At 50.5% G+C, this 23,945-nt stretch carries 14 protein-coding genes and 1 pseudogene; 7 read left to right on the top strand and 8 right to left on the bottom strand.

The genetic code is table 11. The annotated features are described in order from the left end of the window. Positions 1 to 5 precede the first annotated feature (5 nt). Both mutS and KCG54_RS07035 read left to right on the top strand, forming a co-directional pair. On the top strand, positions 6 to 2,606 hold the full coding sequence (gene mutS, locus KCG54_RS07040) for a DNA mismatch repair protein MutS (protein ID WP_254323798.1): 2,601 nt from the start codon (positions 6 to 8) through the stop codon (positions 2,604 to 2,606). Between the two features lie 37 nt (positions 2,607 to 2,643). Continuing rightward, positions 2,644 to 3,495, top strand: coding sequence for a DUF5672 family protein (locus KCG54_RS07035; protein ID WP_254323797.1), 852 nt, complete (start codon positions 2,644 to 2,646; stop codon positions 3,493 to 3,495). 43 nt (positions 3,496 to 3,538) lie between these two features. Here the strand turns inward: KCG54_RS07035 and KCG54_RS07030 are convergent, their stop codons facing one another. Beyond that, positions 3,539 to 4,369: a DUF4198 domain-containing protein gene (locus KCG54_RS07030; protein WP_254323796.1), complete on the bottom strand. Its 831-nt coding sequence runs from the start codon at positions 4,367 to 4,369 to the stop codon at positions 3,539 to 3,541. 252 nt (positions 4,370 to 4,621) lie between these two features. Between KCG54_RS07030 and KCG54_RS07025 the strand changes: the two genes are divergently transcribed. The 3 genes from KCG54_RS07025 to KCG54_RS07015 all read left to right on the top strand — a co-directional run bounded on the left by KCG54_RS07025 (position 4,622) and on the right by KCG54_RS07015 (position 7,648). Continuing rightward, complete coding sequence (locus KCG54_RS07025) at positions 4,622 to 5,665, top strand: sulfate ABC transporter substrate-binding protein (RefSeq protein WP_191620527.1); 1,044 nt, start codon at positions 4,622 to 4,624, stop codon at positions 5,663 to 5,665. Between the two features lie 77 nt (positions 5,666 to 5,742). Next, entirely contained in the window at positions 5,743 to 6,801 is a 1,059-nt protein-coding gene (gene dinB, locus KCG54_RS07020) for a DNA polymerase IV (RefSeq protein ID WP_254323795.1), read from the top strand. 115 nt (positions 6,802 to 6,916) lie between these two features. Beyond that, positions 6,917 to 7,648: a phosphoadenylyl-sulfate reductase gene (locus KCG54_RS07015; RefSeq protein WP_107791918.1), complete on the top strand. Its 732-nt coding sequence runs from the start codon at positions 6,917 to 6,919 to the stop codon at positions 7,646 to 7,648. Positions 7,649 to 7,707: 59 nt separating this feature from the next. Here KCG54_RS07015 and recB read toward each other — a convergent pair. The 4 genes and pseudogenes from recB to KCG54_RS06995 form a co-directional block, all read right to left on the bottom strand. Beyond that, a pseudogene (gene recB / locus KCG54_RS07010) lies at positions 7,708 to 11,363 on the bottom strand (exodeoxyribonuclease V subunit beta). 145 nt (positions 11,364 to 11,508) lie between these two features. After that, entirely contained in the window at positions 11,509 to 15,267 is a 3,759-nt protein-coding gene (locus KCG54_RS07005) for a hemagglutinin repeat-containing protein (RefSeq protein ID WP_254323794.1), read from the bottom strand. Positions 15,268 to 15,521: 254 nt separating this feature from the next. After that, a complete protein-coding gene (locus KCG54_RS07000; protein WP_254323793.1) occupies positions 15,522 to 17,189 on the bottom strand; it encodes a ShlB/FhaC/HecB family hemolysin secretion/activation protein in 1,668 nt (555 codons plus the stop codon). A gap of 210 nt (positions 17,190 to 17,399) precedes the next feature. Beyond that, positions 17,400 to 18,308 (bottom strand): Dyp-type peroxidase, encoded by a 909-nt coding sequence (locus tag KCG54_RS06995; RefSeq protein WP_254323792.1) that lies wholly within the window; start codon positions 18,306 to 18,308, stop codon positions 17,400 to 17,402. 103 nt (positions 18,309 to 18,411) lie between these two features. Here KCG54_RS06995 and KCG54_RS06990 point away from each other — a divergent pair, with 103 nt between their 5' ends. Together KCG54_RS06990 and KCG54_RS06985 are read left to right on the top strand one after the other, a co-directional pair. Next, positions 18,412 to 19,500 (top strand): metallophosphoesterase, encoded by a 1,089-nt coding sequence (locus KCG54_RS06990; RefSeq protein WP_254323791.1) that lies wholly within the window; start codon positions 18,412 to 18,414, stop codon positions 19,498 to 19,500. A gap of 140 nt (positions 19,501 to 19,640) precedes the next feature. After that, positions 19,641 to 20,231 (top strand): LemA family protein, encoded by a 591-nt coding sequence (locus KCG54_RS06985; RefSeq protein WP_254323790.1) that lies wholly within the window; start codon positions 19,641 to 19,643, stop codon positions 20,229 to 20,231. A gap of 108 nt (positions 20,232 to 20,339) precedes the next feature. Here KCG54_RS06985 and KCG54_RS06980 read toward each other — a convergent pair whose 3' ends face one another. Genes KCG54_RS06980 through KCG54_RS06970 form a run of 3 tightly spaced genes read right to left on the bottom strand, consistent with a single transcriptional unit; the run spans position 20,340 to position 23,924 of the window. Continuing rightward, complete coding sequence (locus tag KCG54_RS06980; RefSeq protein ID WP_254323789.1) at positions 20,340 to 21,452, bottom strand: SGNH/GDSL hydrolase family protein; 1,113 nt, start codon at positions 21,450 to 21,452, stop codon at positions 20,340 to 20,342. Further along, complete coding sequence (patB, locus tag KCG54_RS06975; RefSeq protein ID WP_254323788.1) at positions 21,449 to 22,477, bottom strand: peptidoglycan O-acetyltransferase PatB; 1,029 nt, start codon at positions 22,475 to 22,477, stop codon at positions 21,449 to 21,451. Before patB ends, KCG54_RS06980 begins: the two co-directional genes overlap by 4 nt. Before the next feature lie 10 nt (positions 22,478 to 22,487). Then, a complete protein-coding gene (locus KCG54_RS06970) occupies positions 22,488 to 23,924 on the bottom strand; it encodes an MBOAT family O-acyltransferase (protein WP_254323787.1) in 1,437 nt (478 codons plus the stop codon). Positions 23,925 to 23,945: the final 21 nt, after the last annotated feature.

Raw genomic sequence — 23,945 nt, 5'->3', positions numbered from 1 at the left:
TTTCTATGTCCAAACCCACCGTTTCCCCGATGATGCAGCAGTATCTCGCCATCAAATCGCAACACGCCGACAAGCTGGTGTTTTACCGCATGGGCGATTTTTACGAGCTGTTTTTGGATGATGCGGTGGAAGCGGCGAAGCTGTTGGACATCACCCTGACCACGCGCGGACAGATGGATGGCGTACCGATTAAGATGGCGGGCGTGCCGTTTCACGCGGCGGAACAGTATCTGGCGCGGCTGGTAAAGATGGGCAAAAGCGTGGCAGTGTGTGAGCAAGTGGGCGAAGTCGGCGCGGGTAAAGGGCCGGTGGAGCGCAAAGTCGTGCGCATCGTAACGCCCGGCACGCTGACCGACGCGGCGTTTTTGGAAGACAAGGAAACCAACCGCATCGCGGCGGTGAACGCGGATAAAAAACACATCGCCATCGCGTGGGCATCTTTGCAAAGCGGCGAATTCAAAACCAAGCTGACGACGGCGGACAAACTCGCCGACGAGCTGGTGCGTTTGCAGGCGGCGGAAATCCTGTTGCCCGAAGGCAAAAGCCTGCCTGATGGTTTTCAGACGACCTCTGCCAACATCACGCGCCTGAACTCGTGGCAGTTTGCCGCCGATGCGGGCGCGAAATTGTTGACTGAATACTTCGGCTGCCAAGACCTGCACGGCTTCGGTTTGGACGGCAAGGAACACGAAGCCGCTGTCGGCGCGGCGGGCGCGCTGTTGAACTACATCCGCCTGACGCAAAACCTGATGCCGCAACACCTTGACGGCATTTCGCTCGAAACCGACAGCCAATATATCGGCATGGACGCTGCCACGCGCCGCAATCTCGAAATCACGCAAACCCTCTCCGGCAAAAAATCGCCGACCCTGTTTTCCATACTCGACGGCTGCGCCACCCACATGGGCAGCCGCCTCTTGGCACTCTGGCTGCACCACCCCTTACGCAGCCGCGCCCACATCCGCGCCCGACAAGAAGCCATTGCCGCACTGGGTTCGCAATACGAAACCCTGCAAGGCCGTCTGAAAAACATTGCGGACATCGAACGCATCGCCGCCCGCATCGCCGTCGGCAACGCCCGTCCGCGCGACCTAGCCGCCCTGCGAGACAGCCTGTTTGCTCTGTCCGAAATCGAACTGTCCGCCGAGGGCAGCAGCCTGTTGGAAACCCTCAAAGCCGTTTTCCCCGAAACCCTGCCCGTCGCCGAAATCCTCAAAGCCGCCGTGATGCCCGAACCCGCCGTCTGGCTCAAAGACGGCGGCGTCATCAACCAAGGCTATTGCGCAGAACTCGACGAGTTGCGCCACATCCAAAACCACGGCGACGAATTCCTGCTCGACCTCGAAGCGCGCGAACGCGAACGCACCGGCCTCTCCACCCTCAAAGTCGAGTTCAACCGCGTCCACGGCTTCTACATCGAGCTATCCAAAGTCCAAGCTGAACAAGCGCCCACCGACTACCAACGCCGCCAGACCCTGAAAAACGCCGAACGCTTCATCACCCCCGAACTCAAAACCTTCGAAGACAAAGTCCTGACCGCGCAAGAGCAGGCATTGGCATTGGAAAAACGCCTGTTTGAAGCCCTGCTGAAAGAAGTTCAGACGGCCTTGCCACAGCTTCAAAAAGCCGCCAAAGCCGCCGCCGCCCTCGACGTACTCTCCACCTTCGCCGCCACCGCCGCCGAACGCGGCTTCGTCTGCCCCGAGTTCGCCGACTACCCCGTCATCCATATCGAAAACGGCCGTCATCCCGTCGTCGAGCAGCAAGTGCGCCACTTCACCGCCAACCACACCCGCCTCGACCACAAACACCGCCTCATGCTCCTGACCGGCCCCAACATGGGCGGCAAATCCACCTACATGCGCCAAGTCGCCCACATCGTCCTCATGGCGCACACCGGCAGCTTCGTCCCCGCCGATGCCGCCCAAATCGGGCCCATCGACCAAATCTTCACCCGCATCGGCGCCTCCGACGACCTCGCCTCCAACCGCTCCACCTTCATGGTCGAAATGAGCGAAACCGCCTACATCCTCCACCACGCCACTGACCAATCCCTCGTCCTCATGGACGAAGTCGGTCGCGGCACTTCGACTTTTGACGGCCTCGCCCTTGCCCAAGCCATTGCCGAACACCTGCTGCAAAAAAACAAATCCTTCAGCCTCTTCGCCACCCACTATTTCGAGCTGACCAAACTGCCCGAAGCCCACGCAACAGCAGTCAACATGCACCTCTCCGCACTCGAGCAAGGACAAGACATCGTCTTCCTCCACCACATCGAGCCAGGTCCTGCCAGCAAAAGCTACGGTATCGCCGTCGCCAAACTCGCCGGTCTGCCCAACCGCGCTTTGAAATCGGCTCAAAAGCATTTAAACGATTTGGAAAACCAAGCTGCCGCCAACCGTCCGCAGTTGGATATTTTCAGCACCATGCCGTCTGAAAATGGGGCGGATGAGGAAGGGAAAGAACAAGAAGTTGAGCCTGTTGATAATTTGCAGACCAATGAATTGACTGAAGCGTTGGCTCAAATTCAGCCCGACAACCTCACGCCGCGCGAAGCCTTGGATGCCTTGTATCGCTTGAAAGATATCTGCAATAAGGCGTCGTAAATAACGTAAAGGCCGTCTGAAACTGGAGAAACATATAATGAGTTTTGCTGACATTACCGTGGTGGGTATTACCGGCGCAGATTCTTATACCGAGGGCACGATGTATGCCATTATCCGCAGCTGTGCCGAATTGCCCGGTAGCCGTGGATTGCTGATCAGCCCGAGCTGTCCGCAAGGTTTGCCGGAAAATATCCTGCATCAGCCTTGCCGGCCATTCGGTTATTTGGAATACAATCTGTTTGTTTTGTACCAACTGATGTATTACATCGATACTGATTATTGTCTGATTGTTCAAAATGATGGCTGGGTGTTGAATGGTCAAAACTGGCAGGATGCCTATCGGGAATATGATTATATCGGCGCACCTTTGCCAATTTTGTTGGAAACCGAAGCTGACGGGCAGTTTTTCCTGAAGGGAACCGACCAATATTTGGCCAAACAACATCTGATTCAGACTTCTCCGAATTTGGACGAGCCACAGAACGGCGGTTTCAGCCTACGCAGCAAGCGGCTTTTAACCATGCCGCGACAACTGGGCTTAAATGTAGAAATCCGACCGCCTTTGCCGCCGGAAGACGGAAAAATTGCCGGTATGGAATGGCTGGTGCGTCTGCACCACGAGGATATGTTTTTGACGGCGCAACACCGTTATACATTGCAGGATTTAGGTTTGAAATTCGCGCCTCCGAATATTGCGACGCAATTTTCTTCAGAAGTACCGTTTATCAATCGAATGAGGAATGTCCCTTTAGAGCGCGTCTTCGGGGCGCACTGGATGGGAAGTGTGGTCTTGACCGGCTGCAACCGTATCCGGTTTGCCCAATTGAATGAGGATAAATTGGAAACATACTCCCGTTTTTTTAGAAATTTAGGTTATGAATGGGAATAAATTAAGGCCATCTGAAAGTTCAGACGGCCTTTTTTAATGGCTGTTAATGCTGATGGGCATGGCGTGCAGCCGCGCGTTTGGTACCGACAGGTACGATCAGCGTTGCGTAAGTATTGTCTTTCTGACATACGCTTTTATCGCCGTAATCGATCTCGTTCACGACTTTGATTTTCCACAAGCCGTCAATCAGCGTAATCACATTGACCACGCCGTTTTTATCGGTTTTGCCGGAGAAGCCCTGAGGCTCGCGGTGGTCATGGGTTGATTCCAAGTCCATTTCGGCCAAAGTGTCCGAGCTGGCGGTAACGGTGGCTTTAACCAAAGGCTCGCCTTTGTACAGGACTTTGACCGGTAAAATGCCGCCGGCTTTGACTTTGTTCGGATTTTGCAGCGGAACCAGTTCCAGCTCTTGGCCGATAGGGCGGGTCAATACCGCTTCATCAACTGCGCCGTTGCCCACTTGGACAAAGCTCTTGCCGAACATTTGCGATTGTTCGCAATAGGTGGCACCGGCCAGCTGTTTCAAGGTTTGCTGTTTCCAGCCATCTTTGTTTTTCGACCAGAAAGTCGGTTGGTAGGTTGCGCTGACCCAGTAGGAACCTTCAGGCAAAGCGGCTTTGGAAACGTATTGATAGTTTTCGCCTTTATTTACCAAATCAACGGTTTTCTTTGAGCTGCCGGTCAATTGCAGCGGTTTGAAAATATGTACGCGGTCGTCGGCGATTTTTTCGACATTTGGGAAGTCATGGCTGTAACCCAAATCCGCATGCAGGATTTGGCCGGCAGGCTGATGTGTCGGTGCGGCCACCCAAACATCGTGAGCCTGTGCCACTGCGCCCAATCCCAGCAATCCTAAAAGCATCCATTGTTTCATCGTTTCTACACTCCATTTTTCGATTATTGAACAAAACGCCTAATGATTCGGCGAATACGAACGGTACTCTTTTTTATTAACTTTGTAAATAATATGGTTTAGATTTTATAGTTATAAATAATTATTTTTTGATTTCAGACGGCCTCGGTTTATATAACCAAAACTGATAAACCCAAAAGCAAACATTATTTCCCGTTTGCCTCCGATCCCGATAAAGTATCGCCATACTTTTAATAGGAGCCGACCATGAATATCCGTACCCTTTCTTTTGCCGCATTGACCGCCGCGCTGGCGTTGAGTGCCTGCTCTCCCAAAAACGAACAATCTGCCGACAATGCAGCTTCCGCAGGCAAGGGCGGTAATGTGAAGCTGTTGAACGTCTCTTATGATGTCGCACGAGATTTTTATAAAGAATACAATCCTTTGTTTGTTAAAGAATATGCTGCGAAAAACGGCGGTGCAACGGTTGAAGTCCAACAGTCACACGGCGGCTCCAGCAAGCAGGCTTTGGCTGTCGCCAATGGTTTGGCTGCCGATGTGGTAACCATGAACCAGACTTCTGATATCGAGCTTTTGGTGAAAAAAGGTTTGGTCAAAGCCGATTGGAACACCCGCCTGCCGGATAATGCCGTGCCTTATACCAGCAACGTCGTTTTCTTGGTACGCAAAGGTAATCCGAAACACATCCAAGACTGGGGCGATTTGGCCAAAGACGGCGTACAAATCGTTTTGGCCAACCCGAAAACCACCGGCAACGGCCGCTACGCCTTTTTGGGTGCGTACGGTTATGGTTTGAAAGTCAATAACGGCGATGAAGGCAAAACCAAAGATTTTGTAGCCGCATTGCTGAAAAACACGCCTGTATTTGAAAACGGCGGCCGTGCGGCAACGACGACTTTCAGCCAACGCAATATTGGCGATGTTTTGGTTACCTTTGAAAATGAGGCCAACTACGTCAGCAAAAAATTGACTCAAGACCAATTTGAAATCGTCTATCCGAGCTACACCATTCTTTCCGAAGCGCCGGTTGCCGTCGTGGACAGCGTAGTCGACAAAAAAGGCACTCGTGCCGCTGCTGAAGCCTATCTGCAAAACCTCTGGAGCGAACCGGCTCAAGAGTTGGCCGCCAATCTTTACCTGCGTCCGCGCAATGCCGAAGTGTTGGCGAAACACAAAGCCGACTTCCCCGATATTGAAACTTTCAATCCGAATGAGAAATTTGGCCCGTGGGAAGAAATCATGAAAAAATTCTTTGCCGACGGCGGATTGTTTGACCAGCTTTCCAGTAAAAAATAAGGCTTGAATATAGAGGCCGTCTGAAACTTCAGACGGCCTTTTGCTACAATAAGCCTTTTTCTTATCCATCTTTTCCCATGTCCCAACGCAAAATCATCCATATCGATATGGACGCATTCTACGCTTCGGTAGAACTGCGCGAGCAGCCGCACCTGAAAGGGCTGCCCGTCGTTGTGGCGTGGGATGGCACGCGGTCGGTTATTTGTGCCGCTTCTTATGAGGCGCGCAAATTCGGTTTGCACTCGGCCATGTCGGTGGCAACGGCGAAAAGGCTGTGTCCGCAGGCGGTGTTTGTGCCGCCGCATTTCGATTTGTACCGCCAAGTGTCGGCGCAGATTCATGCCGTGTTTCGGCGTTATACCGATTTGATCGAGCCTTTGTCTTTGGACGAAGCCTATTTGGATGTTACCCGAAATTTTGAAAATATCCCGTACGCCAGCGAAGTGGCCAAACGGATTCGTGCTGAAATTTTTGAAGAAACCGGTTTGACGGCCTCCGCGGGCATCGCGCCCAATAAGTTTTTGGCCAAAATCGCTTCCGACTGGCGCAAGCCGAACGGGCAGTTTGTGCTGCCGCCACAAAAAATCATGGCGTTTTTGGAGAGCCTGCCGTTGGGTAAGATTCCCGGTGTCGGCAAAGTTACACTGAAAAAGATGAATGCCTTCGGTATGCAGACCGCCGGCGATTTGCGCCGTTTTGAGCGCGGCGAACTTTTAAACCATTTCGGCCGCTACGGCTACCGCCTTTACGATTTGGCACGCGGTATCGACGAGCGGCCGGTCAAAGCCGAACGCGAACGCCTGCAAATCTCAACCGAAATTACCTTACCTGAAGATTTATCTCTGGCGCAGGCTTCAAGCCATTTGCCGCACCTCGCCGAAGACCTCTGGCGGCAAATCGAACGCAAAAACGTCGAAGCCAAAGGCGTTACCCTCAAGCTCAAAACCCACGATTTCCGCATTATCACGCGTTCGCTGACGTATTCTTCCGTCCTGCCCGACAGCGCCTCGCTGCTTCAGGCGGCGCATACTTTGTTGCAACGCATACCGCCGCAACGCGAAGACGCCTTCCGCCTGATCGGTATCGGCGTGAGTCATTTGCTGCCGAAAAACCAGCAGCAGACGCTTTGGTTATAAAGAAATAGAAAAGCATTCTTTCCGTTTGAAGATAGGGCGCAGGACAATATTGTTCCATAACCATATCGGCAGCCGTTTAAACAGGCCGTCTGAAAATTATTAGGAACAACCAGCCATGTCTTTATTCCGCCCACAATTCTGGAAAATCCCCGAAATCAGCGATGCCGAATGCCGCCGCCTGCCTGAATTGGCGGCCGCTTTGGAGCGTCGTTTGCAAGACATTGCCGCACGCTATCCGCAAGCCGTGTTCGCATCCAGCCTTGCGGTTGAGGATATGGTCATTACCGATGTCGTGTGCCGTCTGAAACTGCCCATCCGCATCATCACGCTCAATACGGGCAAACTCAATCCTGAAACCGCCGCGCTGATTGCCGAAACCAATGCGCGTTATCAAACCAAATTGGAAGTGTTTTATCCCAACCGACAAACCGCTGCCGAATTTGAAGCGGAGTTTGGCACGGCCGCGATGTACGACAGCGTCGAGTTACGCCGCCGTTGTTGCCATATCCGCAAAATTGAACCGCTCAACCGCGCTTTGCACAACGCGCCTGCGTGGCTGACCGGACAACGCCGCAGCCAGTCCGAAACGCGCAGCGAATTGAATTTTGAAGAGCTGGATACGGGTCGCAACATTGCCAAATTCAATCCTATTTTCGATTGGGAAGAGCAGGATGTTTGGGCATATGCGCACGAGCACCGAGTACCGCTCAATGCGCTGTATCATCAGGGCTATCCCAGTATTGGGTGCGAACCCTGCACGCGTCCGGTCAAGCTGGGCGAAAATATCCGCGCCGGGCGATGGTGGTGGGAAAGTAAAGACAGTAAGGAATGCGGTTTGCACAAATAATCAAAGGCCGTCTGAAAACGTTTCAGACGGCCTTTTTGACGGTTTAACAAAATGATTTATCAAGAATTTGTTTTTCGTTCAACGAAAGTGGAAAGCAGGGCGGTATCGATGTCCCATTTCCAAATGCCTTGATCCGAGCCGTCCATGCCGCGCAGGAATAGGTAGCGGATGGCGATTTTGGGCAACGGCTTGCCGCGCAGGGCATAGTAGCGCGCAATGGCAACGGCGTAGATCAGGGCTTGCAGGTAGTAGTGATGATGCGCTACGGCTTCGTTCATCGCCTGTTGCGTGTACGCGCTTGCATCGTTGCCCAAATGGTTGGATTTGTAGTCGATTAAAATGACATTGCCGTCTGAATCTTGGCAAACCATATCGATAAAGCCGTTCAAATAGCCTTGCAAATCATGGAAATCAAGCAGTTGCGCGGCTTGGACGCATTCGGGCGGCAGGTTTGCTTCGCTTGAAGCAAACCAACGGCGCAAGTCGTCCAGTTTGAAATCGTCCATGTACAGGGTGAACCCCATTTCGGGCAGGCGTCGGGTCGGCGGAATCTGCGACAGGCTCTCGCCGATTAAAGGAGTCAGGCGGCAGGTGTCGAGCATGGTGCTTACCGTCGGCAGCCATTTGCCTTCAAAGCTGTGGCGTTGCAAAACTTCGGCAATCATTTCGGATTGGCTCTCGGCAGAGGCGGCGAAGTCGAGTTTTTCCAACATTTCATGCAAACATACGCCGGCATTGGTGCCGCGGGGAAAATGGTGGATATCGAGGCCGTCTGAAAGTGGGGACGGCAGGTTTTCAGACGGCGTGGCACGATCTGCGCTTTCTGCCGGATCGATAGCAGGTTGCAAAGGCTCGTGTTGTTCGTCGCTTGACTTGGTGTGCCGGCTCAAACCGGTAAAGCTGGTGTGGCGGATAAAGTCAAAATCGCGGCGTTTAATGCTATGAGCGCTAAAAGCTTGGTCTTGCTGACGGCTGTATTGGTAGACGGTTTCCGGTGGGGCTTCTTCCGTGAAGGCAAACTCCGTATTTTCGGGCGCGTTTGTGATAAAGCGCTGCCAGTTGGTTTTGAGCATTTCCACAACATCTGTCGCGCTTTTATAGCTTTGGCTGACGCTTTCGCGGTCGGCATCTGGCAAACCTTCGAGCAGATAGGCAAAAGGATTGTTGGGCGTACAGCTTTTGTTGGCGGCGGCGTAGATGTTGAGCTGTTCTTCGGCGCGGGTAAGGGCGACATAGAGCAGACGCAAATCTTCTGCCGTCTTTTCGTCGGCAAGATGGCTTAGTTCTGCTTCCGAGGTTTGCGATTTGGCCAGCAGCTCGGTTTCGTGGTTTTCAGTATGCAGGATTTTCCAGTTTTCTTTGGAATTGTCTTTGGTATCCCATGCGAAGGGGCAGTACACCAAAGGATATTGCAAACCTTTCGACGCATGCATGGTAACGATTTTGACCAGTTTTTCGTCACTTTCAAGACGGATGGTTTGTGCGTCTGACGGGAAATGGCCGCTGCGCGCACGGCTGATTTGCTCGTTTAACCATTTATGCAGGGCGGCAGGGTTGCGGCTTTGGCTGTCTTCTTCGGCCAAAAGCTCCAGAATTTGGTAGTAGTTGGTCAGGCTGCGTTCGTTGCCGCCTTTGAGCAGGCGTGTTTCAATGTCATGTAGGGTGGCAAACTGCTGCATGGCGGCAAAAATGCCGCCTTTCCGCCATTTTTCCATGGCCTCGGCAGATGACTCCAGCCATTTCAGCAGCTGGTGTTCGTTGTGGTTGAGTTCGTAAATTTCTTTAGCGGTATAGCCGAACAAAACGCCGGTCAAGACAAAGCGCAGCCAGTCGGTTTGCCTTGGGTTGAGCCAAAAGCCGATCAGCGCGGACAGTGAGTCGGCCTCGGCGGAATCGAAAACGGACTGGCGCGACAGTAACACGCTTTGGATACGGCGCTGTTTCAGTTTACTGGCAATCATTGCCGCTTCGTTATTGGTGCGCACCAAGACGGCAATATCGCCGGATTCTAAAGCGCGGCCTTTGAAGTTCAGACGGCCTTCGGCTGCTTCATTGAGCGCAAAGGCAATTTCATCGGCACAATATTCGGCGGCACGGCCGCGCAAAATCTCTTTGCCGGTTTGATCGTCCGTATTGAGCCAGCGCACTTGGATGGCGGGGCGGTGTGGCGACAGCCGGCTTTCGGCACGGCTGGCGGAGACATCGCTGTAATCGATGTTTTCCAACACGAAGGGATGTTTTTTTTGTTTGAACAAGGCGCTGATGCCGTTAATCAGCTTGGCATGGCTGCGGTAGTTGACGGCAAGGGTGTAATGTCTGTCCGCATCTTGCGCGGCTTGCAGATAGGCGTAAATGTCCGCACCGCGAAAGCTGTAAATCGCCTGTTTGGGGTCGCCAACGAGAAACAGCGGGCAGCCTTGTTCGATAAAAATTTGGCGGAAAATTTCGTATTGCAACGGGTCGGTATCTTGGAATTCGTCAATCAGCGCGATTTCCCAGTTTGCCGCCGCCGCTTTTGCCAATGCGTTGCCGTGTTCATTGGTGGTCAATGCCTGATGGACATCCAGCAGCAAATCGTCAAACACGCGCTCGCGGCGTGATTTTTTTTGTTCGGCAATGGATTGGTTGATGTAGGAAAGGAGGTCGAGTTGCAGGCAGATGAAGACCGCTTCTTCCGCGCTTTCCATTGCTTGTAAATCACGACCGAGATTGGACAAGGCTTGCAGCTGAATAATTTCCGGCGCATCGGCATCTGCTTTATATTCTTTTTTCAGTTTGCTGGTGAGCGTGTCGATACTGAAGAGGCTTAATTTCCCTAGCGTTTGTTTGCTCAGGCGGGGAAAACGGTTGGATTCGGCGTTTGTTTTTAAATCGGTAAAAACATTTTCAAAGGTATTTCTTTTGTAGGTTTGGCCGTTAAGTTTGGGAAAGATTGCCCAAAATGCTTTTTTCAAGTCTTCCAACTGGCCGCAAACTTTTTGCCATGTTTCTTGAAGGTTGGCTTGGGCTTCTTCCAAATTGCCTTCAGGCCGTCTGAATTTCAGATAGGGGCGGCCGGTATAGCTTTTGATTTCGGCAAGCATTTCTTCAGGCGTGCATTTCCGGTCAAAAACCAATTGTGCCAATGTGGCATCGGTTGCCACTTTCTGCCGCCAAAAGTCCTGCGCAGGAATCAGCAGCCTCTCGCGAGAGTCGTCCGACAGCTCGACATCCAAAGGCGCGCCGCACAAAAACGCGTAATCGCGCAAGACACGCTGACAGAAGCCGTGGATGGTGTAAATCGATGCGTTATCAAACTGACTCAGCGCGGCTTTGAGGCGCAGAATCAGGCGATGGCAGCTTTCTTGTCCGTCTTGCTCACCTAAAGCCAAAGGAATCAAACGATTGAGAAAGTCATCGGGAGATTTTTTCTCTTTTTCGTAATATTTGTTCAGGCCGTCTGAAATATGTTCCGGCTCACCGCCCAAGGTTTGGATTTCGTTCAAAACCTGCAACACTTCGTCCAAACGCGCGCGCAAACGGGTTTTCAGTTCTGCCGTCGCCGCTTTGGTAAAGGTAACGACCAGAATTTTCTCGATGTCTTTTTTTCTAAAACAATCAGTCGGGTAAAGAGCGCGGCAATGCCGTAGGTTTTACCCGTACCGGCGGAGGCTTCGATGAGGTTGGTGCCGTCGATGGAAAGGGTGAGCGCGTCAAAAGGAAGGGCGGAAGACATGGTTGGAACGGAATAGTATTAGCGAGGCATTATCATAACAGAGATAGTGTGTGGTTTTGCATCGATGATAAAAATGCCGTCTGAAAACTTACTGTTTTCAGACGGCATGTCTTAATGGCTATTCAAATGACTTCAATAGCGCATCTTAGTAACGCAAACGGCGTTTGGCGTAGCTTGGTTGGCGGGGACGATAGGTATAACGGTTCGCCGCAGAAGCTTTAGTGTTGTCATAGTAGTGCACAACATTATTACCGTTGATGGCCGTATTGTTGACGCTCAAACCGGTTGGAGAGCCGGTAGTAATAACGACATTGTCGCTTTGGATGACGTTTGCCGTATTGGTCACGTTGGCGTCGTTTTTACCTTTGGCGTTGATGCCGCCGTTTGGTTTGCCTGAAGCGTAGCTGCCGTTGACATTGACGGTCAGATTTTTTTCGTTAACGCTGCTGATCGCGCCGGAAGTATTGACTTTGTTGCCTTCTAATTCAACGGAGTTGTTGGATACCAAGTTGGTACCGTGCAGGTTGACGTCGCCGTTGTTGGCATTGATTTTAATATCGTTGCCGGCCGCTACATTTGCGCCTGCGGCGGTAGAAGAAGCGTTATCGGTTTTGTTGACGCCGACAGAGCCATTGACGTGAGGAACGGCAACACCGGTTTCAACATTGATTGTCGCACCAGCGCCGATACCGACATTAACGGCTGTACCTTGGTTGGAGGCAGTATTGGCTGACTCGGTGAAGGTTACGCCGTTGCCTGCGGTAATGTTGACGTTGTTGTTGGCAGTAATGTTGGATGCGATTTCAGCAGAGTCTTTGGCGTTGATGACAACATTGGTCGCATTCATATTGCCTTTGACGGCGGTAGATTCTTTTTTGTTTTCATCAGCGTAGTTGACGTTCAGGTTGGCATTCACATCTACGTTTGAACCGTCTTTGGTGTATGCGCCGATAGTCAAAGAAGCGCCGCCTTGTTTGCTGCTGCTGTTGCTGGTGTTGTGGGCGGCAGTGTTGTGGTATGAACCTGCATCAATGTTGATCGCACCGGTAACATCGTATTTTGTACCTTCATCAGACACTTTGTCATTTGCCAAAACGATGGCATTGCCTGCGTTGATGGTGGTTACGGTTGCAGTGGATTCATTGTGGGTCGAAGAGTTGCCTTGACCTTGTGCAGTGATTTCACCGCCGATGCCTTTGTTGGTGCTGATGCCAACAGAAACGACCAAACCGCCGCCGTTTTGTTTCACATCGGATTTTGCACCGCTGTGTGCCGCTGCATGGGTAACGTTTTTGGCAGACTCAACCACATTGCCGGTCGCATTAATCACGGTACCTTCTTGATTAATATTGCCGTTTGCAGTGATGGTAGTGTTGCCACCGGTGTTGATGTTGGATACATGGGATGTATTCGTTACGGTGGTTGCATCTGTTTTGGTGCTGGTAATGCCGACAGACAAGCCGATGCCTGCAACGTTATTTTTTTCGTATGCAGTAGCAGATACGCCCAAATCGGTTACGCGGCCGGATTCGGTCACAGTGTTGCTGCCTTTGGATGCAACAATATTGACGTCATTGGCTGCGGAAATGTTGACGGATTCTTCGCCGTTGATTTGGCTGCCGCTGACGGTAACGTTTGAGTTGGAAGACAACTGGGTGTTTTTACCGGTCAAAATGCTGCCGTTCAGGCCGACAGAGTGGGTGTCGGTGTGGGTATCGGTGAATTTGATACCGGCTTTGGCAGTCACGCTGCCGTTTTCTTTATTGGTTTCGATACCAGAGTAGCCTTTAATGGAATACTCGTTGACCTGTTTGTTTTCTACTGCTTTGGCAGCATCAATGGTCAAATCGCCTGCGGAAGACAGTTGCAGTTTTTGTGCCGCAAACAATGCAGAACCGATCACATTGATGTCTTTGTTGGAAACAACGGTCAGGTCGGCATTGGAAACCAAGGTAGAACCGGTTACTTTTTCAATGCTGCTGTTGCTGCTGGTTTTAGAGGTCGTGATATTGAAAATCGTACCTTTACGCGCGCTTTGTGCGGAGGTGTCGGTGCTGGTGGCGTTTTTAATATCAACGTTGCCTGCTTTGGAGCTGACGAATGTACCGGCTTGGCCTTCAACGGTACTGCCGTAAACGTTGACGCCGTTTTTTGCACCCAAGACTACGTTTGAGTTGGCAGTAATGCTGCTGCCGTGCAGGTTTTCTGTACGGTTATTTTGAACTTGGCTTTCACCGCCGAACAGGCCGCCCCAGTATTTTTTCTGGTCATCGAGGCTTTTGGTATTGATGGTGGTTTGAGTACCCAAGTTGATGTTGTTGACATCGGTAACGACATTGCCGTTTGCCGCAATGCTTGCGCCGTAAGTGCTCAAATCGCCTTCGGAAATCAAACCGATATCACCGGCTGCGGAGATTTTGGTTTGATGGGCGGTAGAGTTTTTGGAAGATTTTGTAGCGATACCGGTTTTCAGGGCGGCAGTTTCATTTTTGAAGCTGACATAAGTCGAGCTGCTGTCGGTTTCGCTGTTGCTGCTCAATACGATGCCTTGTTGGGCGGCAATGCGAGCATCAGCAGCCGAGTTCAGTTCGGTCGCGTCCAATTGGACTTTGCCGGTGGTGGCAATATTGACAGAACCGGCATTGATTTTGGTTTGATGCAGGCTTTCGTCAGTAGAGGAGCTCAGGTTGTTGTTGTACCAAAGGCCTTTGCTTTGAGTGTGGTCGGATTCTGTACGGTTGGTTGTTTTTACCGCGTTAGAATTGATATTGCCTGTAGCAGAAGCAGTCAGCGCGCCGGCATTGATGTTGGCAGCGATCAGGTTGAGGCTGCCGCTGTTGTTCAAAGTCAATGACTCGGATGCATTGATATTGCTGGCGGTAAAGGTTTCCGTTTTGTTGCGGTCCGAACGGAAGTGCTGAACATTTTTTGCCTCTTTGCCGCTGGAAGATTTGTTGGCAGAATGGCTGGTAACCGTGCCTTTGATATCGGTATCGCGGGCAAACAATTCCATTTGTGCGCCGGTCAGATTGGCAGACTGGATGCTCAGGTTGCCTTTGCTGTCGATATTCAGGTAGCGGGTGCCGGTAATGGCGGCATTTTGAATGTTTTGTTTGGCGCGTTTGTCGGTCGCGTGGATGCGGATGGTACCGGCGCGCATACTGCCGAAGATATGACCGTCAAGCACCGGCGCATTTGAAGCAGCGTCCAATGCTTCGATTTGTGCGGTTTTGTAGTCGAAGTTGCTTTTGCCTGAAGAAACGTTGATGGCATCGGCGGCATTAACGTTGGCTGATTTGCCGACTACAACTTGCGGCGCGAGCAGGTCAACTACGCGGTTGCCGCTCAAATTGCCGTTTACTTGCAATTGTTTGCCATTGTCGCTGATATTGAAAGATTTCAACGCGCCGTCTGAAACGGTTGGCGTACCGACAACCAAGGATGCGCGGTTGGCATTCAGGATGCTGCCGCCGTTGTGGGTAATGCCGTTAGGGTTTGCCAAAACATAGTCTGCGGCAATACCGAAGATCTCTTGCTGACCTAAGATCAGAGAAGGGTTTTTGCTGACCACTTCGTTCAAGATCACAGATGCGGCCTGACCTTGGAAGTTTTTGTTGGCAGACAGGTTTCCGGCCAGTTGGGATTTACCGGCAGACAGGGCGTTATTCAAAACGGCGCCGTGTTGGGAAACGTTGTACTTGTTATATTGGTTGTGAGAAAGACCTTGGGCCGTCGGTGCGGCAATGTTGACGATGTCAACATTGTGCTGCTGCTGTACCGAAGTTTGGCCGATGGCTTCGATGTTGGCCGCTACCGCTGCATTTCCCAGGAATGCAAAGCACACGGCGACAGTTACTTTGCCGGAAGCTGAGAGCTTAGGCTGATATAAAGTGTCGATTTTCATGGATTTTAATCCTTATTTATCGTGATGGAGATTGAATCAGAAATCCCATATCGGGTATGGGATTTCTGCTGAGGAAATTTTGAATGTATTAACATTGTTATAAAATTTTTTACAATCATACCACCAGTAAGGCCTTGTGTGCACTATTTCAAATGCAAATATAAACTACCCATCTTATTGATATTAATGAAAAATTAATAATGTTAAGATGGGCGGTTTATATATTGGATAAAAGGATATATATTTACATAACTTTAAAATGGAATGCGCAAAGAAACAGTCACATGATCCTGTATTTCGCTGTTTGATTGGTTGGGTATGCGCGCAAAACCTTTGCCATAGTCGGCAGAAAATTGCCATTTGTCCGCCTTGCCCAAATTCAAACCTGCAACCACACCCATGGTGCGTTGCGAACCTTCGTTATTGTTTTTGGCAACGCCGATGTCTGCACCCAGATAAGGCTCGATATAGATACCGTGGGGCGTATTGCGGCGGAAATAAACGGTATTGCTCAACAGGACTGCGCTGTTTGCGCTCACAGAAGTCGAACGGAAACCGCGTACATTTTGATAACCGACGATGTCCATTTCTTTGGTGGCAAACAAATCATGCGGGCTATATTGGGCATCGATTTGGTGATGGTTGCGCACGATCCATTTACCCAATGGACGGTTTTGAATCAAATTGCTTTGCAAGGATACAGAGGTATAGCGCTTGTCGAACGGCGTATGTTCGGTATTTTTCGCAAACCCTTGTTCTACGCCGATATTGTTGAGCCAAATGCCGTTTGGCAGGATGGCTGTATGCGACAGGCCGACTTGTGCCGAATAGATTTCAGGGCTTTGCAATTCCAGTTTGCTGTCGGCAAATTTTGCAGTCTGTTTCACATAATCGATGCCGGCATAGGCGGAGGCAATGTGTTTTTGACTGCGTGAGAATACACGGTCTGCTTTGATTCCTGCCGCTTTGGATTGGGAGCGGTAGGCGTAGCGCGTTACGCTGGGCGTTAGGATGCTTTGCGATTGCGACGCGGCAGCGTAAGTGCTGAATGTCCATGCGCCATAAGGAACTTGGTAGAACAGGCTGCCGCCTCGACTGTAATGGCTGTCGTGGTTGTTTAGATTGGTGTAGCCGTTTAGATAAAGGGAGTCGCTCAATCCCAACGGGCTGCCGATATTCAGGCTGCCGCGCAGTGTCGTGGTATTGGGTTTGCTGCCTTTATTATCGATGGTAATGCTGCCGCCCCAATGTTTTTCGGCATCGTTGTTGAGTTGGATGGAGGCGGTGCCGTCATCATGCGGATAAACATCGATGCTGACGTTGTTGCCGACAACATGGTTTGCCTGTTCGATACCTTGGTCGAGGTATTGGATGTTCAGCGGTTTGCCTTGATGATTGGGGAAGAGGGTGTCGACGTTAACTGTACGGGAGCCGCCGGTAATCTCACGGATTTTGCCTTCGATGACGGCCAATTTCAAAACACGCTCGGGCGTGGTTTCAAATTTGATTTGCGTATGCGGATAGCCTTGAGCGATATACTCGGCAACGATGTCCCGGTTCAGTTGGTTGATGCTGTTTTGATTGACGCATTTGGGGAGCTTGGCTTCAATCTTTTTGGAATCGATGAGTGTAATGCCGGAAAGCTCAATACCCGTGTAATCCAAGCATTCGGTATTGTTTTCAGACGGCCTCTCTTGTTTAACCGCGTCGTTATCTTGTTTTTTCTGTAAATCCCATGCCGACTGCTCGCGTTTTTGGATTTCAACCGAATGGATCTGATCAAGGTTGTCGCGGAAGTCTTTGTCGAATTGGTTGGGTACGTTTTTATCGATTTGATCGAGCGGATTCGGCGTATTGGCCGCATAGGCGTTCAGCGCGGAGAGAATCAATACGGGCAGGGGAAGAAGGCGGGATTTATACATGGTGTCGTAATTTTATAGGGATAATAATTGGGTTTATTTTATCGAAAATAGCTGCTTGGGCGTATTGGTTTTTATCGTTGTCTGTAATCTGGGTTTATTAAGCAATGATAGGATAAATTTCTATGATAATACCATAAAAATATTAATGGGATTTGAATAACAAAAACCTGCCTTTGAAAAGGCAGGTTTTTTCAGACGGCCTGTGAGCCGTTAAAGATTTTGCAAACGCTCGACAGAAGGCGCGTAGTAGTAAGCACCTGATACGGCTTTAGACAAATATTTCAGCAGTAAGTCGGTTTTGCCGTCTGCATCGCCGAACATATTGAGCAGTTGAACTTCAATATTGTGCAGCGTGTTGCAATAGGAAGTGAACATCAAACCATGTTCGCCGCTGAGTTTGCCGAAGGGTAGGCTACGGCGGACAATTTTCAAGCCAACGCCGTTTTCTTTGACATTGACGCGGCCGAGATGGGAGTCGGGCAGGCGTACATCTTCGCTGAATTCATCATTGGTTTCTTTGCTGCGGCCCACGCTGGCTTCTTGTTCGGCAGTAGGAACGGCATCCCATTTTTTCAAATCGTGCAGGTATTTTTGCAGCAAAACATAGCTGCCGCCAGCATCGGGCTTGCCTTCGGGAATAATGGCGACATTGCGCACATTGTCATCGCCCTGCGGATTTTCCGTACCATCGACAAAACCATCCAAGCCGCGGTCTTCATACAGGCGCAGACCGTGTTCTTCAGTGGCTACGCGGATGCTGTCGCCGAATGCGCTTAATACGGATTGTGCCAAGGCATAGGCGGCTTTTTGCTCGGTGGCTTGAATGTGGATATAGAGATCGTGTTGGGTGGAAGGGGCGAGGCCGTTGCCCAATTCTGGGAAAGGTTTGATTTCGCTGCCTTCGTCAGTATGGCCGAACGATTGCCATGCGCGGCTGCCGAAGGCAATGGTCAAACCCAAAATATCATTCGGAAAACGGGTTTTCAGTTTGGCCAAGGATTCCAAAGAAAGGCGGCAGGCAGATTTGATGTCTTCGTTGCGGCCGTCTGAAATGTCTGCTTCGATAAAAATACCGGCTTGTGCGTGATCAGGAATAATAGCTGATTGAGGTTGGCTCATGATGATTCCTTTCAAAATATTATGGGTTTTTACGCGAGGGATTATACACTGAAAGTTTCAGACGGCCTAAAATCTGCCTTTTGATTTTTTAGGGCGGAAAGGCATGTTTGGCAAGATGTTTTTTGTGAGCGTCATTCTGTTGCAAGTGTTTACATTCGGGCTTGGGCGTTCGCTGCAATGGCTGTTTGCGCCTTGGATTGGCAAAGTCGGCAGGCGTTGGCTGATGGGTATTTCCTATTTCATTACAAACGGCTTGTTGGTCGGCTTGCTGCTGGAGTTGGGGCATATGATGTTCCGCGTGGTGGCGTTTTGGATGGTAATCTTGCTGTTTGTGATGTATGCCGCGTTGGTGACATTTATCCTGTATCTTTTGCTGCGCCGTTTTGTGGCACGCCAACCGCTTTCTCGAAGCCTGCGGCTGTTTGCGCCTTTGTTTGTGGCCGGTTTGCTCGGTTTGGGGATGTATAACGCCTATACGCCCGTGGTCCGCCATCAAACCGTATTCATCAATAAGAAAATGGATAAGCTGCTGCGTATCGGCGTGGCCAGTGATTTGCATTTGGGGATTTTGTTCGGCGCACGTCAATTGGACAAGCTGACGGACATTATGAAGCAGGAACAAGTCGATATGGTGTTGCTGCCGGGCGATTTGATGGACGATACCGTCGATGCGTACTTGAAAGAAAACATGAAACCGCATTTGCAGAAGCTGGCTGCGCCGATGGGCGTTTATGCCACTTTGGGCAATCATGACTGGTTCCGCGATCAGAAGCGTATCAAGTATGAATTGGAAGCGGCAGGTTTGACGGTTTTGGCCAATCAGGTTTTGGAAGTGAATGGTGTGTTGCTGGTAGGGCGGAGCGATGATTTGGATCGCAAGCGTCCTAGTGTGGAGCAGCTTTTGGAAGGTCAAAATACCCAATTACCGGTTTTATTGATGGATCACCGTCCTACTTCAATCGAAACCCATGCCCGGCTGCCGATAGATGTGCAGGTTTCCGGCCATGTCCACAACGGCCAAGTTGCCCCTGCCAACCTTATTGTCCGTACGCTTTATCGTCTTGCTTACGGTTATGAGGCGATCGGCAACGGCCATTTCTTCACCACTTCGGGCTACGGCTTCTGGGGCATTCCCCTTCGTTTGGGTTCGCAATCAGAAGTGTGGGTTATCGACATCAAGTCAAAGCATTGAAATAAAAATATAAATTTCAGGCCGTCTGAATTTCAGACGGCCTTTTTATGAAAATTGGGAAAAATATTGAAATTGGATTATAATCGATGTTAATAAAATCAGCCACCGATATGAGTGGCATCATAATTAGGGAACTCACTATGGGCATTATTAGTCTTGGACTTATCTTCGTATCAATCGCCGCCATCTTATTGTATTTCAAACAACAGTTGAAAGACCGTAAAAAAGACTGTCGCGAATCTTTTGTCTCTTTGCGCATCGCGCTTGACTGCCGCCATCAGGCTGTCCGTCATGTATTGGATGCATACAGCAAACACCTGCAAAAACAGGGCATTGCATCGGATCAAAACGTTCAGCAGATGTGTGCCGAAGTTGAAACCGCATTGGCGCAAACTGCCAAAACATTTTCCGAATCCAAAATCAAACATCTGTGCGAAGCTGAAACAGCATTGAATCATGCGCTGAAAAAATTACAAACCGCCGTCAACAGCCTTTTGAAACAACATCCTGATGAGAAATTGGCCGGTTTGATGGAAATGCTGGATGCTGCAGAAGCAGAAGTCGCATCGGCACGCCGCGCTTACAACCGTAGAGCCGGAAGCTACAATCATCATTTAAACAAATTGCCCAACCGTCTTGTCGCCAAGCCATTAGGCTTTGACAAGCAGGCAAGGTTGGTTCGTTTTACGGAAAACCAAACTCAACGAATGAGCAGCAATATGTTGGCTTAAAAATTAAGCAGTTTGCTGAATAAGCGATAAATAAAAGGCCGTCTGAAATATTAATTTCAGACGGCCTTTTGTGTACTGTTAATGAAAAGCACTTAGGCTTTTGCCAATTTATTGGGCAAAGCGGATCAGGCTGTCGGCAAGCTTATCGGCTGCAGTTTCATAACCTTGTGCAGAGAAGTGAACGCCGTCTTTGGCTGCCAAGCCTTGAGCCATCCAGTTTTTCATGCTGCATGCGCCGCCCATCGCATCCTGCCAAGACCAGAACATGATTTTTTCGTCACGGGCAACACGTTGCTGCATTTGTTGTACTTCGCTGAGCAAGACAGGGCGGTTGCCGCAGCTGCCGTAGGCGGTTTTCAAAGATTCCGGAGCGCCAAGGATCAGGATACCTGCGTTAGGCAGGGTGTTTTTGATTTGACGGATGTAATTGCGCCATGTCCGCTCGGTAGAGGAAATATCGAGGTTGCCGGAAAAGGCTTCATTGGTACCGTAGGCAAGGATGATTAAATCGGCTTTGGTTTGTGCCAAATCTTCCCACATGCCCGGCCGCCATTTTGACCATTGGGATAACTGTGCGCCGTTGATGCCCATGGCGGAAACAGTTACGCCGCGTCCGGGGCGTTCGATATTAATGAAACCGATTTGCCAAGGCATGCTGCTGCTGAGGGTCATCGGTAGGGAAGCATTGGTATGCATCAGTTGCCAACCGTTTTGTGTGGCAGGGATTTCGCGGCCGTTGACGGTCAGGGTTTGCTCGGACCAAACCGGTTTGCCGAAAATGGAGATTTGTTGCATATCCATGTTGCCGTCGGCTGCGCTTAAGGTAACGCTGCCGCCATCGGCGCGTGCTTCAATACCGCCGAAAGAAAAATCGCTGTGTGATTTGCGGCTGCTTATGGTGTTCCAACCGCTGCCGTTGTAACGGACGGTAGCCATACGCTGGCCCTTGACGGTGTTGGGATAAACCCAACCGATGCCGCCGTTACCCCATTGTTGTTGCAAACGGCGACGCAGGCGGTCGGTGAAATAGTCGCCGGCGGTGTGGGAGTCGCCGACTTGGATAATACGAAACTTGCCGTCTGAAGCATTGTTGAGCTGTTGGAGTTTGTTCAGCCAGGCAGGGCGGTTGGAGTCGTAGTTGCTTAACAGGCCGTCATTGGAGGCGCAGGCGGTAATAGGGAGTGCGAGAAGCGTAAGGAGTAAGGTTTTATTAAATTTCATGGTTGTGTATCGTGTGTAAAATTAATTTTTTCCATAATTTTTCCGGCCAATAGCTTTTGGCCTTCTGCGGAAAAGTGAATGCCGTCCTTACTGCGGTAACGGATGATTTTTCCATCTACTTTGACAGAGTCGGCATATTCTTCTGCGCCATTGCTCAACAGTTTGTCGGTCGGCAGCCAAATGGCTTGAGGCGACACCGTACCCGACAGGATTTTGTCGAGGTAGCGCATCTGTTCGTTGAGCTTGGCTTTTTTCATGTAAGGAATGCCCAGCCAAATGACTTGGACATCATGTGTGGAGGCTGCATCAAGAATACGGCGGACGCGGTTGAGGTATTCTGCCTCCCATTCGGGGGAGGCGAACTTCAGGTATTTTTTACCCATCGGGAAATCCCAAGGGTCGTTAGGGCCTAAGAATACAACCAAAACGCGGATGTCGGGTTCTTTTTGCAAAGTTTGTTCGATGGTTTTCGGCCAGTCGAAGAAGTTGGGGTAGGACAAACCGGTGCTTTGTTTGCTGAGGTTGACCGATTGTACGCCATATTCTTGCTTGAGGTGCTTTTGTACGAAAGGTGCAACGCCCTGCATCAGCGAGTCGCCGGCAAAGAAAACTTTATTGCCTTTTTTCAACACGACCTGCGTTGCCGACTGATCAGCCTGATTGCTTGGCTCGCTGGCGGCGGTATCCGTATTGTTAGCCGCATCGGAAGCAGCAGAGTCTTTTTGATTGTCCGATACTTCAATGTTTTCCGTATTTTCAGACAGCCTTGTTGTTTCAATGCCAGAGTCTTCCGAAGCTAAAGCGTCTTCTGTTTCCAGCGAGGCTTTCAGGCCGTCTGAAAATTCGTAGGCTTTTTGTTGCCAATCCGCACCGATACGCCACCAAGCATATTCGGATAAAGGCTCAAGCGGACTGTTTTCATGATAGGTCTGCTGCCAATAGGCATTGATGGAGTTTTGGGCAAACCACGTCAGCGCAACCGCACTGAGCAGAATCGAAACAAACAGGGAGATAAAGCGTTTCATGTTTTGCTCCTTAGAAGTTGGCATAAATAAAGCCGGGAATGCCGGACGGGGCGAAGACGATAATCAGTGCGAGGATAAGCGTGATGGGGATAAACCACAGCCATGCAGGCAGTTTGTCCAAGCCTTTTATCGATGCTTCAAATAAGCGGAGTAAATACGGGTATAGCAAAAGCATCATCGCAAATGCACCCAGCAACATGAGGTCGGTCGGCAGAGGCGCGTTCCAACCTTTATCATTGGCAAATAAGGCGCTGAACAGCATTTCCGTATCGGCAAGCGTTGCGCTGTTGAAGACGACAAAAGCGAAACAAACGAAATGGAAGGTAAACAGCCAGGCAAGCGGTTTGCCGATTTTCAGACGGCCTAAGGCATTGCGGCCGACGATTTTATCGCCGCAGTTAAGGAACACCAACGCCGCACCGTGCAGCGCACCCCAAATCAAAAAGCTCCAGCCGTAGCCATGCCAAATGCCGGAAAGCAACATGGCAATCATCAGATTGAGCTGGGTGCGACCGAAGCCTTTTTTGCTGCCGCCCAAAGGAATATAGATATAGTCGCGAATCCAAGTGGACAGGCTGATGTGCCATCTGTCCCAGAAGTCGCGGATGTTGATGGCGCGAAGCGGCGCGGCAAAGTTTTTCGGCAGTTGGAAGCCGAGCAGCATGGCCAAGCCGATGACCAAATCCGAGTAACCGGAAAAGTCGAAAAAGAGTTGGAAGGTGTAGCCATAAATCGCAGACAACACGCCCCAGCCGTCGAATTGGGCCGGATTTTCAAAAACAGGCGATACCCAGCCTTCCGCCAATACGCCGGCAAGCCACCATTTTTTTGCAACGCCCAACACAATCAGGCCGACCGCCAACGCTGGATAAATCAGCTGGCGCGCCTGTTTGGTGCGGATTTGCGTCAATGCGCCCGCTTGTTCGCCGTCTATGCTTTTAAAAGCGGCTGCACGGATAATCGGGCCGGATGTGATGGTGGGGAAGAAGCTCAAATGCAGTAGGAGCTCGTGCCATTCAAAACGGTCTCCCTTAGGCTCGCGGTAGCAATACACCAAGTAAGCCAGCGATTGGAAAGTGTAATAAGACAAACCCAAAGGCAAAAGGATGTCGATGACGGCGCTTTGCCCCGTATATTGCTGAATAATCGGGCGGAAAAAGTCGAAATATTTGAAGAAACACAAAACAGTCAATGCTGCCGAAATACCGCAACCCAGCCAAAATTTGCGGATATTCTCGTTTTCAGAAAACATCAGCACGCTGACCAGGTAAACCACAGACGAGTAAACCAAAATCAGCGCGGCAAAAATAGGGTCGATACGGTAAAGCCAGCCCAGTCCTGCAACCAAAAGTAAAACGTTTTGAACTTGCGGCAAACGTGCAAATGCCCAGTACAACGGCAAAAATGCGATAAAGAATACCGCAAACTCAATAGACAGCAACGGCATGACAATTCCTTGATGTGTTTA

Source organism: Neisseria subflava, from assembly GCF_024205705.1.
In the GTDB taxonomy this organism is placed as follows: domain Bacteria; phylum Pseudomonadota; class Gammaproteobacteria; order Burkholderiales; family Neisseriaceae; genus Neisseria; species Neisseria subflava_D.
This window is presented reverse-complemented; position numbering and strand designations above follow the sequence as displayed.

Coding starts and splice junctions, on each gene's coding strand:
- mutS (WP_254323798.1), top strand. CDS start 6: ATGTCCAAACCCACCGTTTCCCCGATGATGCAGCAGTATCTCGCCATC.
- KCG54_RS07035 (WP_254323797.1), top strand. CDS start 2,644: ATGAGTTTTGCTGACATTACCGTGGTGGGTATTACCGGCGCAGATTCT.
- KCG54_RS07030 (WP_254323796.1), bottom strand. CDS start 4,369: ATGAAACAATGGATGCTTTTAGGATTGCTGGGATTGGGCGCAGTGGCA.
- dinB (WP_254323795.1), top strand. CDS start 5,743: ATGTCCCAACGCAAAATCATCCATATCGATATGGACGCATTCTACGCT.
- KCG54_RS07015 (WP_107791918.1), top strand. CDS start 6,917: ATGTCTTTATTCCGCCCACAATTCTGGAAAATCCCCGAAATCAGCGAT.
- KCG54_RS07005 (WP_254323794.1), bottom strand. CDS start 15,267: ATGAAAATCGACACTTTATATCAGCCTAAGCTCTCAGCTTCCGGCAAA.
- KCG54_RS07000 (WP_254323793.1), bottom strand. CDS start 17,189: ATGTATAAATCCCGCCTTCTTCCCCTGCCCGTATTGATTCTCTCCGCG.
- KCG54_RS06995 (WP_254323792.1), bottom strand. CDS start 18,308: ATGAGCCAACCTCAATCAGCTATTATTCCTGATCACGCACAAGCCGGT.
- KCG54_RS06990 (WP_254323791.1), top strand. CDS start 18,412: ATGTTTGGCAAGATGTTTTTTGTGAGCGTCATTCTGTTGCAAGTGTTT.
- KCG54_RS06985 (WP_254323790.1), top strand. CDS start 19,641: ATGGGCATTATTAGTCTTGGACTTATCTTCGTATCAATCGCCGCCATC.
- KCG54_RS06980 (WP_254323789.1), bottom strand. CDS start 21,452: ATGAAATTTAATAAAACCTTACTCCTTACGCTTCTCGCACTCCCTATT.
- patB (WP_254323788.1), bottom strand. CDS start 22,477: ATGAAACGCTTTATCTCCCTGTTTGTTTCGATTCTGCTCAGTGCGGTT.
- KCG54_RS06970 (WP_254323787.1), bottom strand. CDS start 23,924: ATGCCGTTGCTGTCTATTGAGTTTGCGGTATTCTTTATCGCATTTTTG.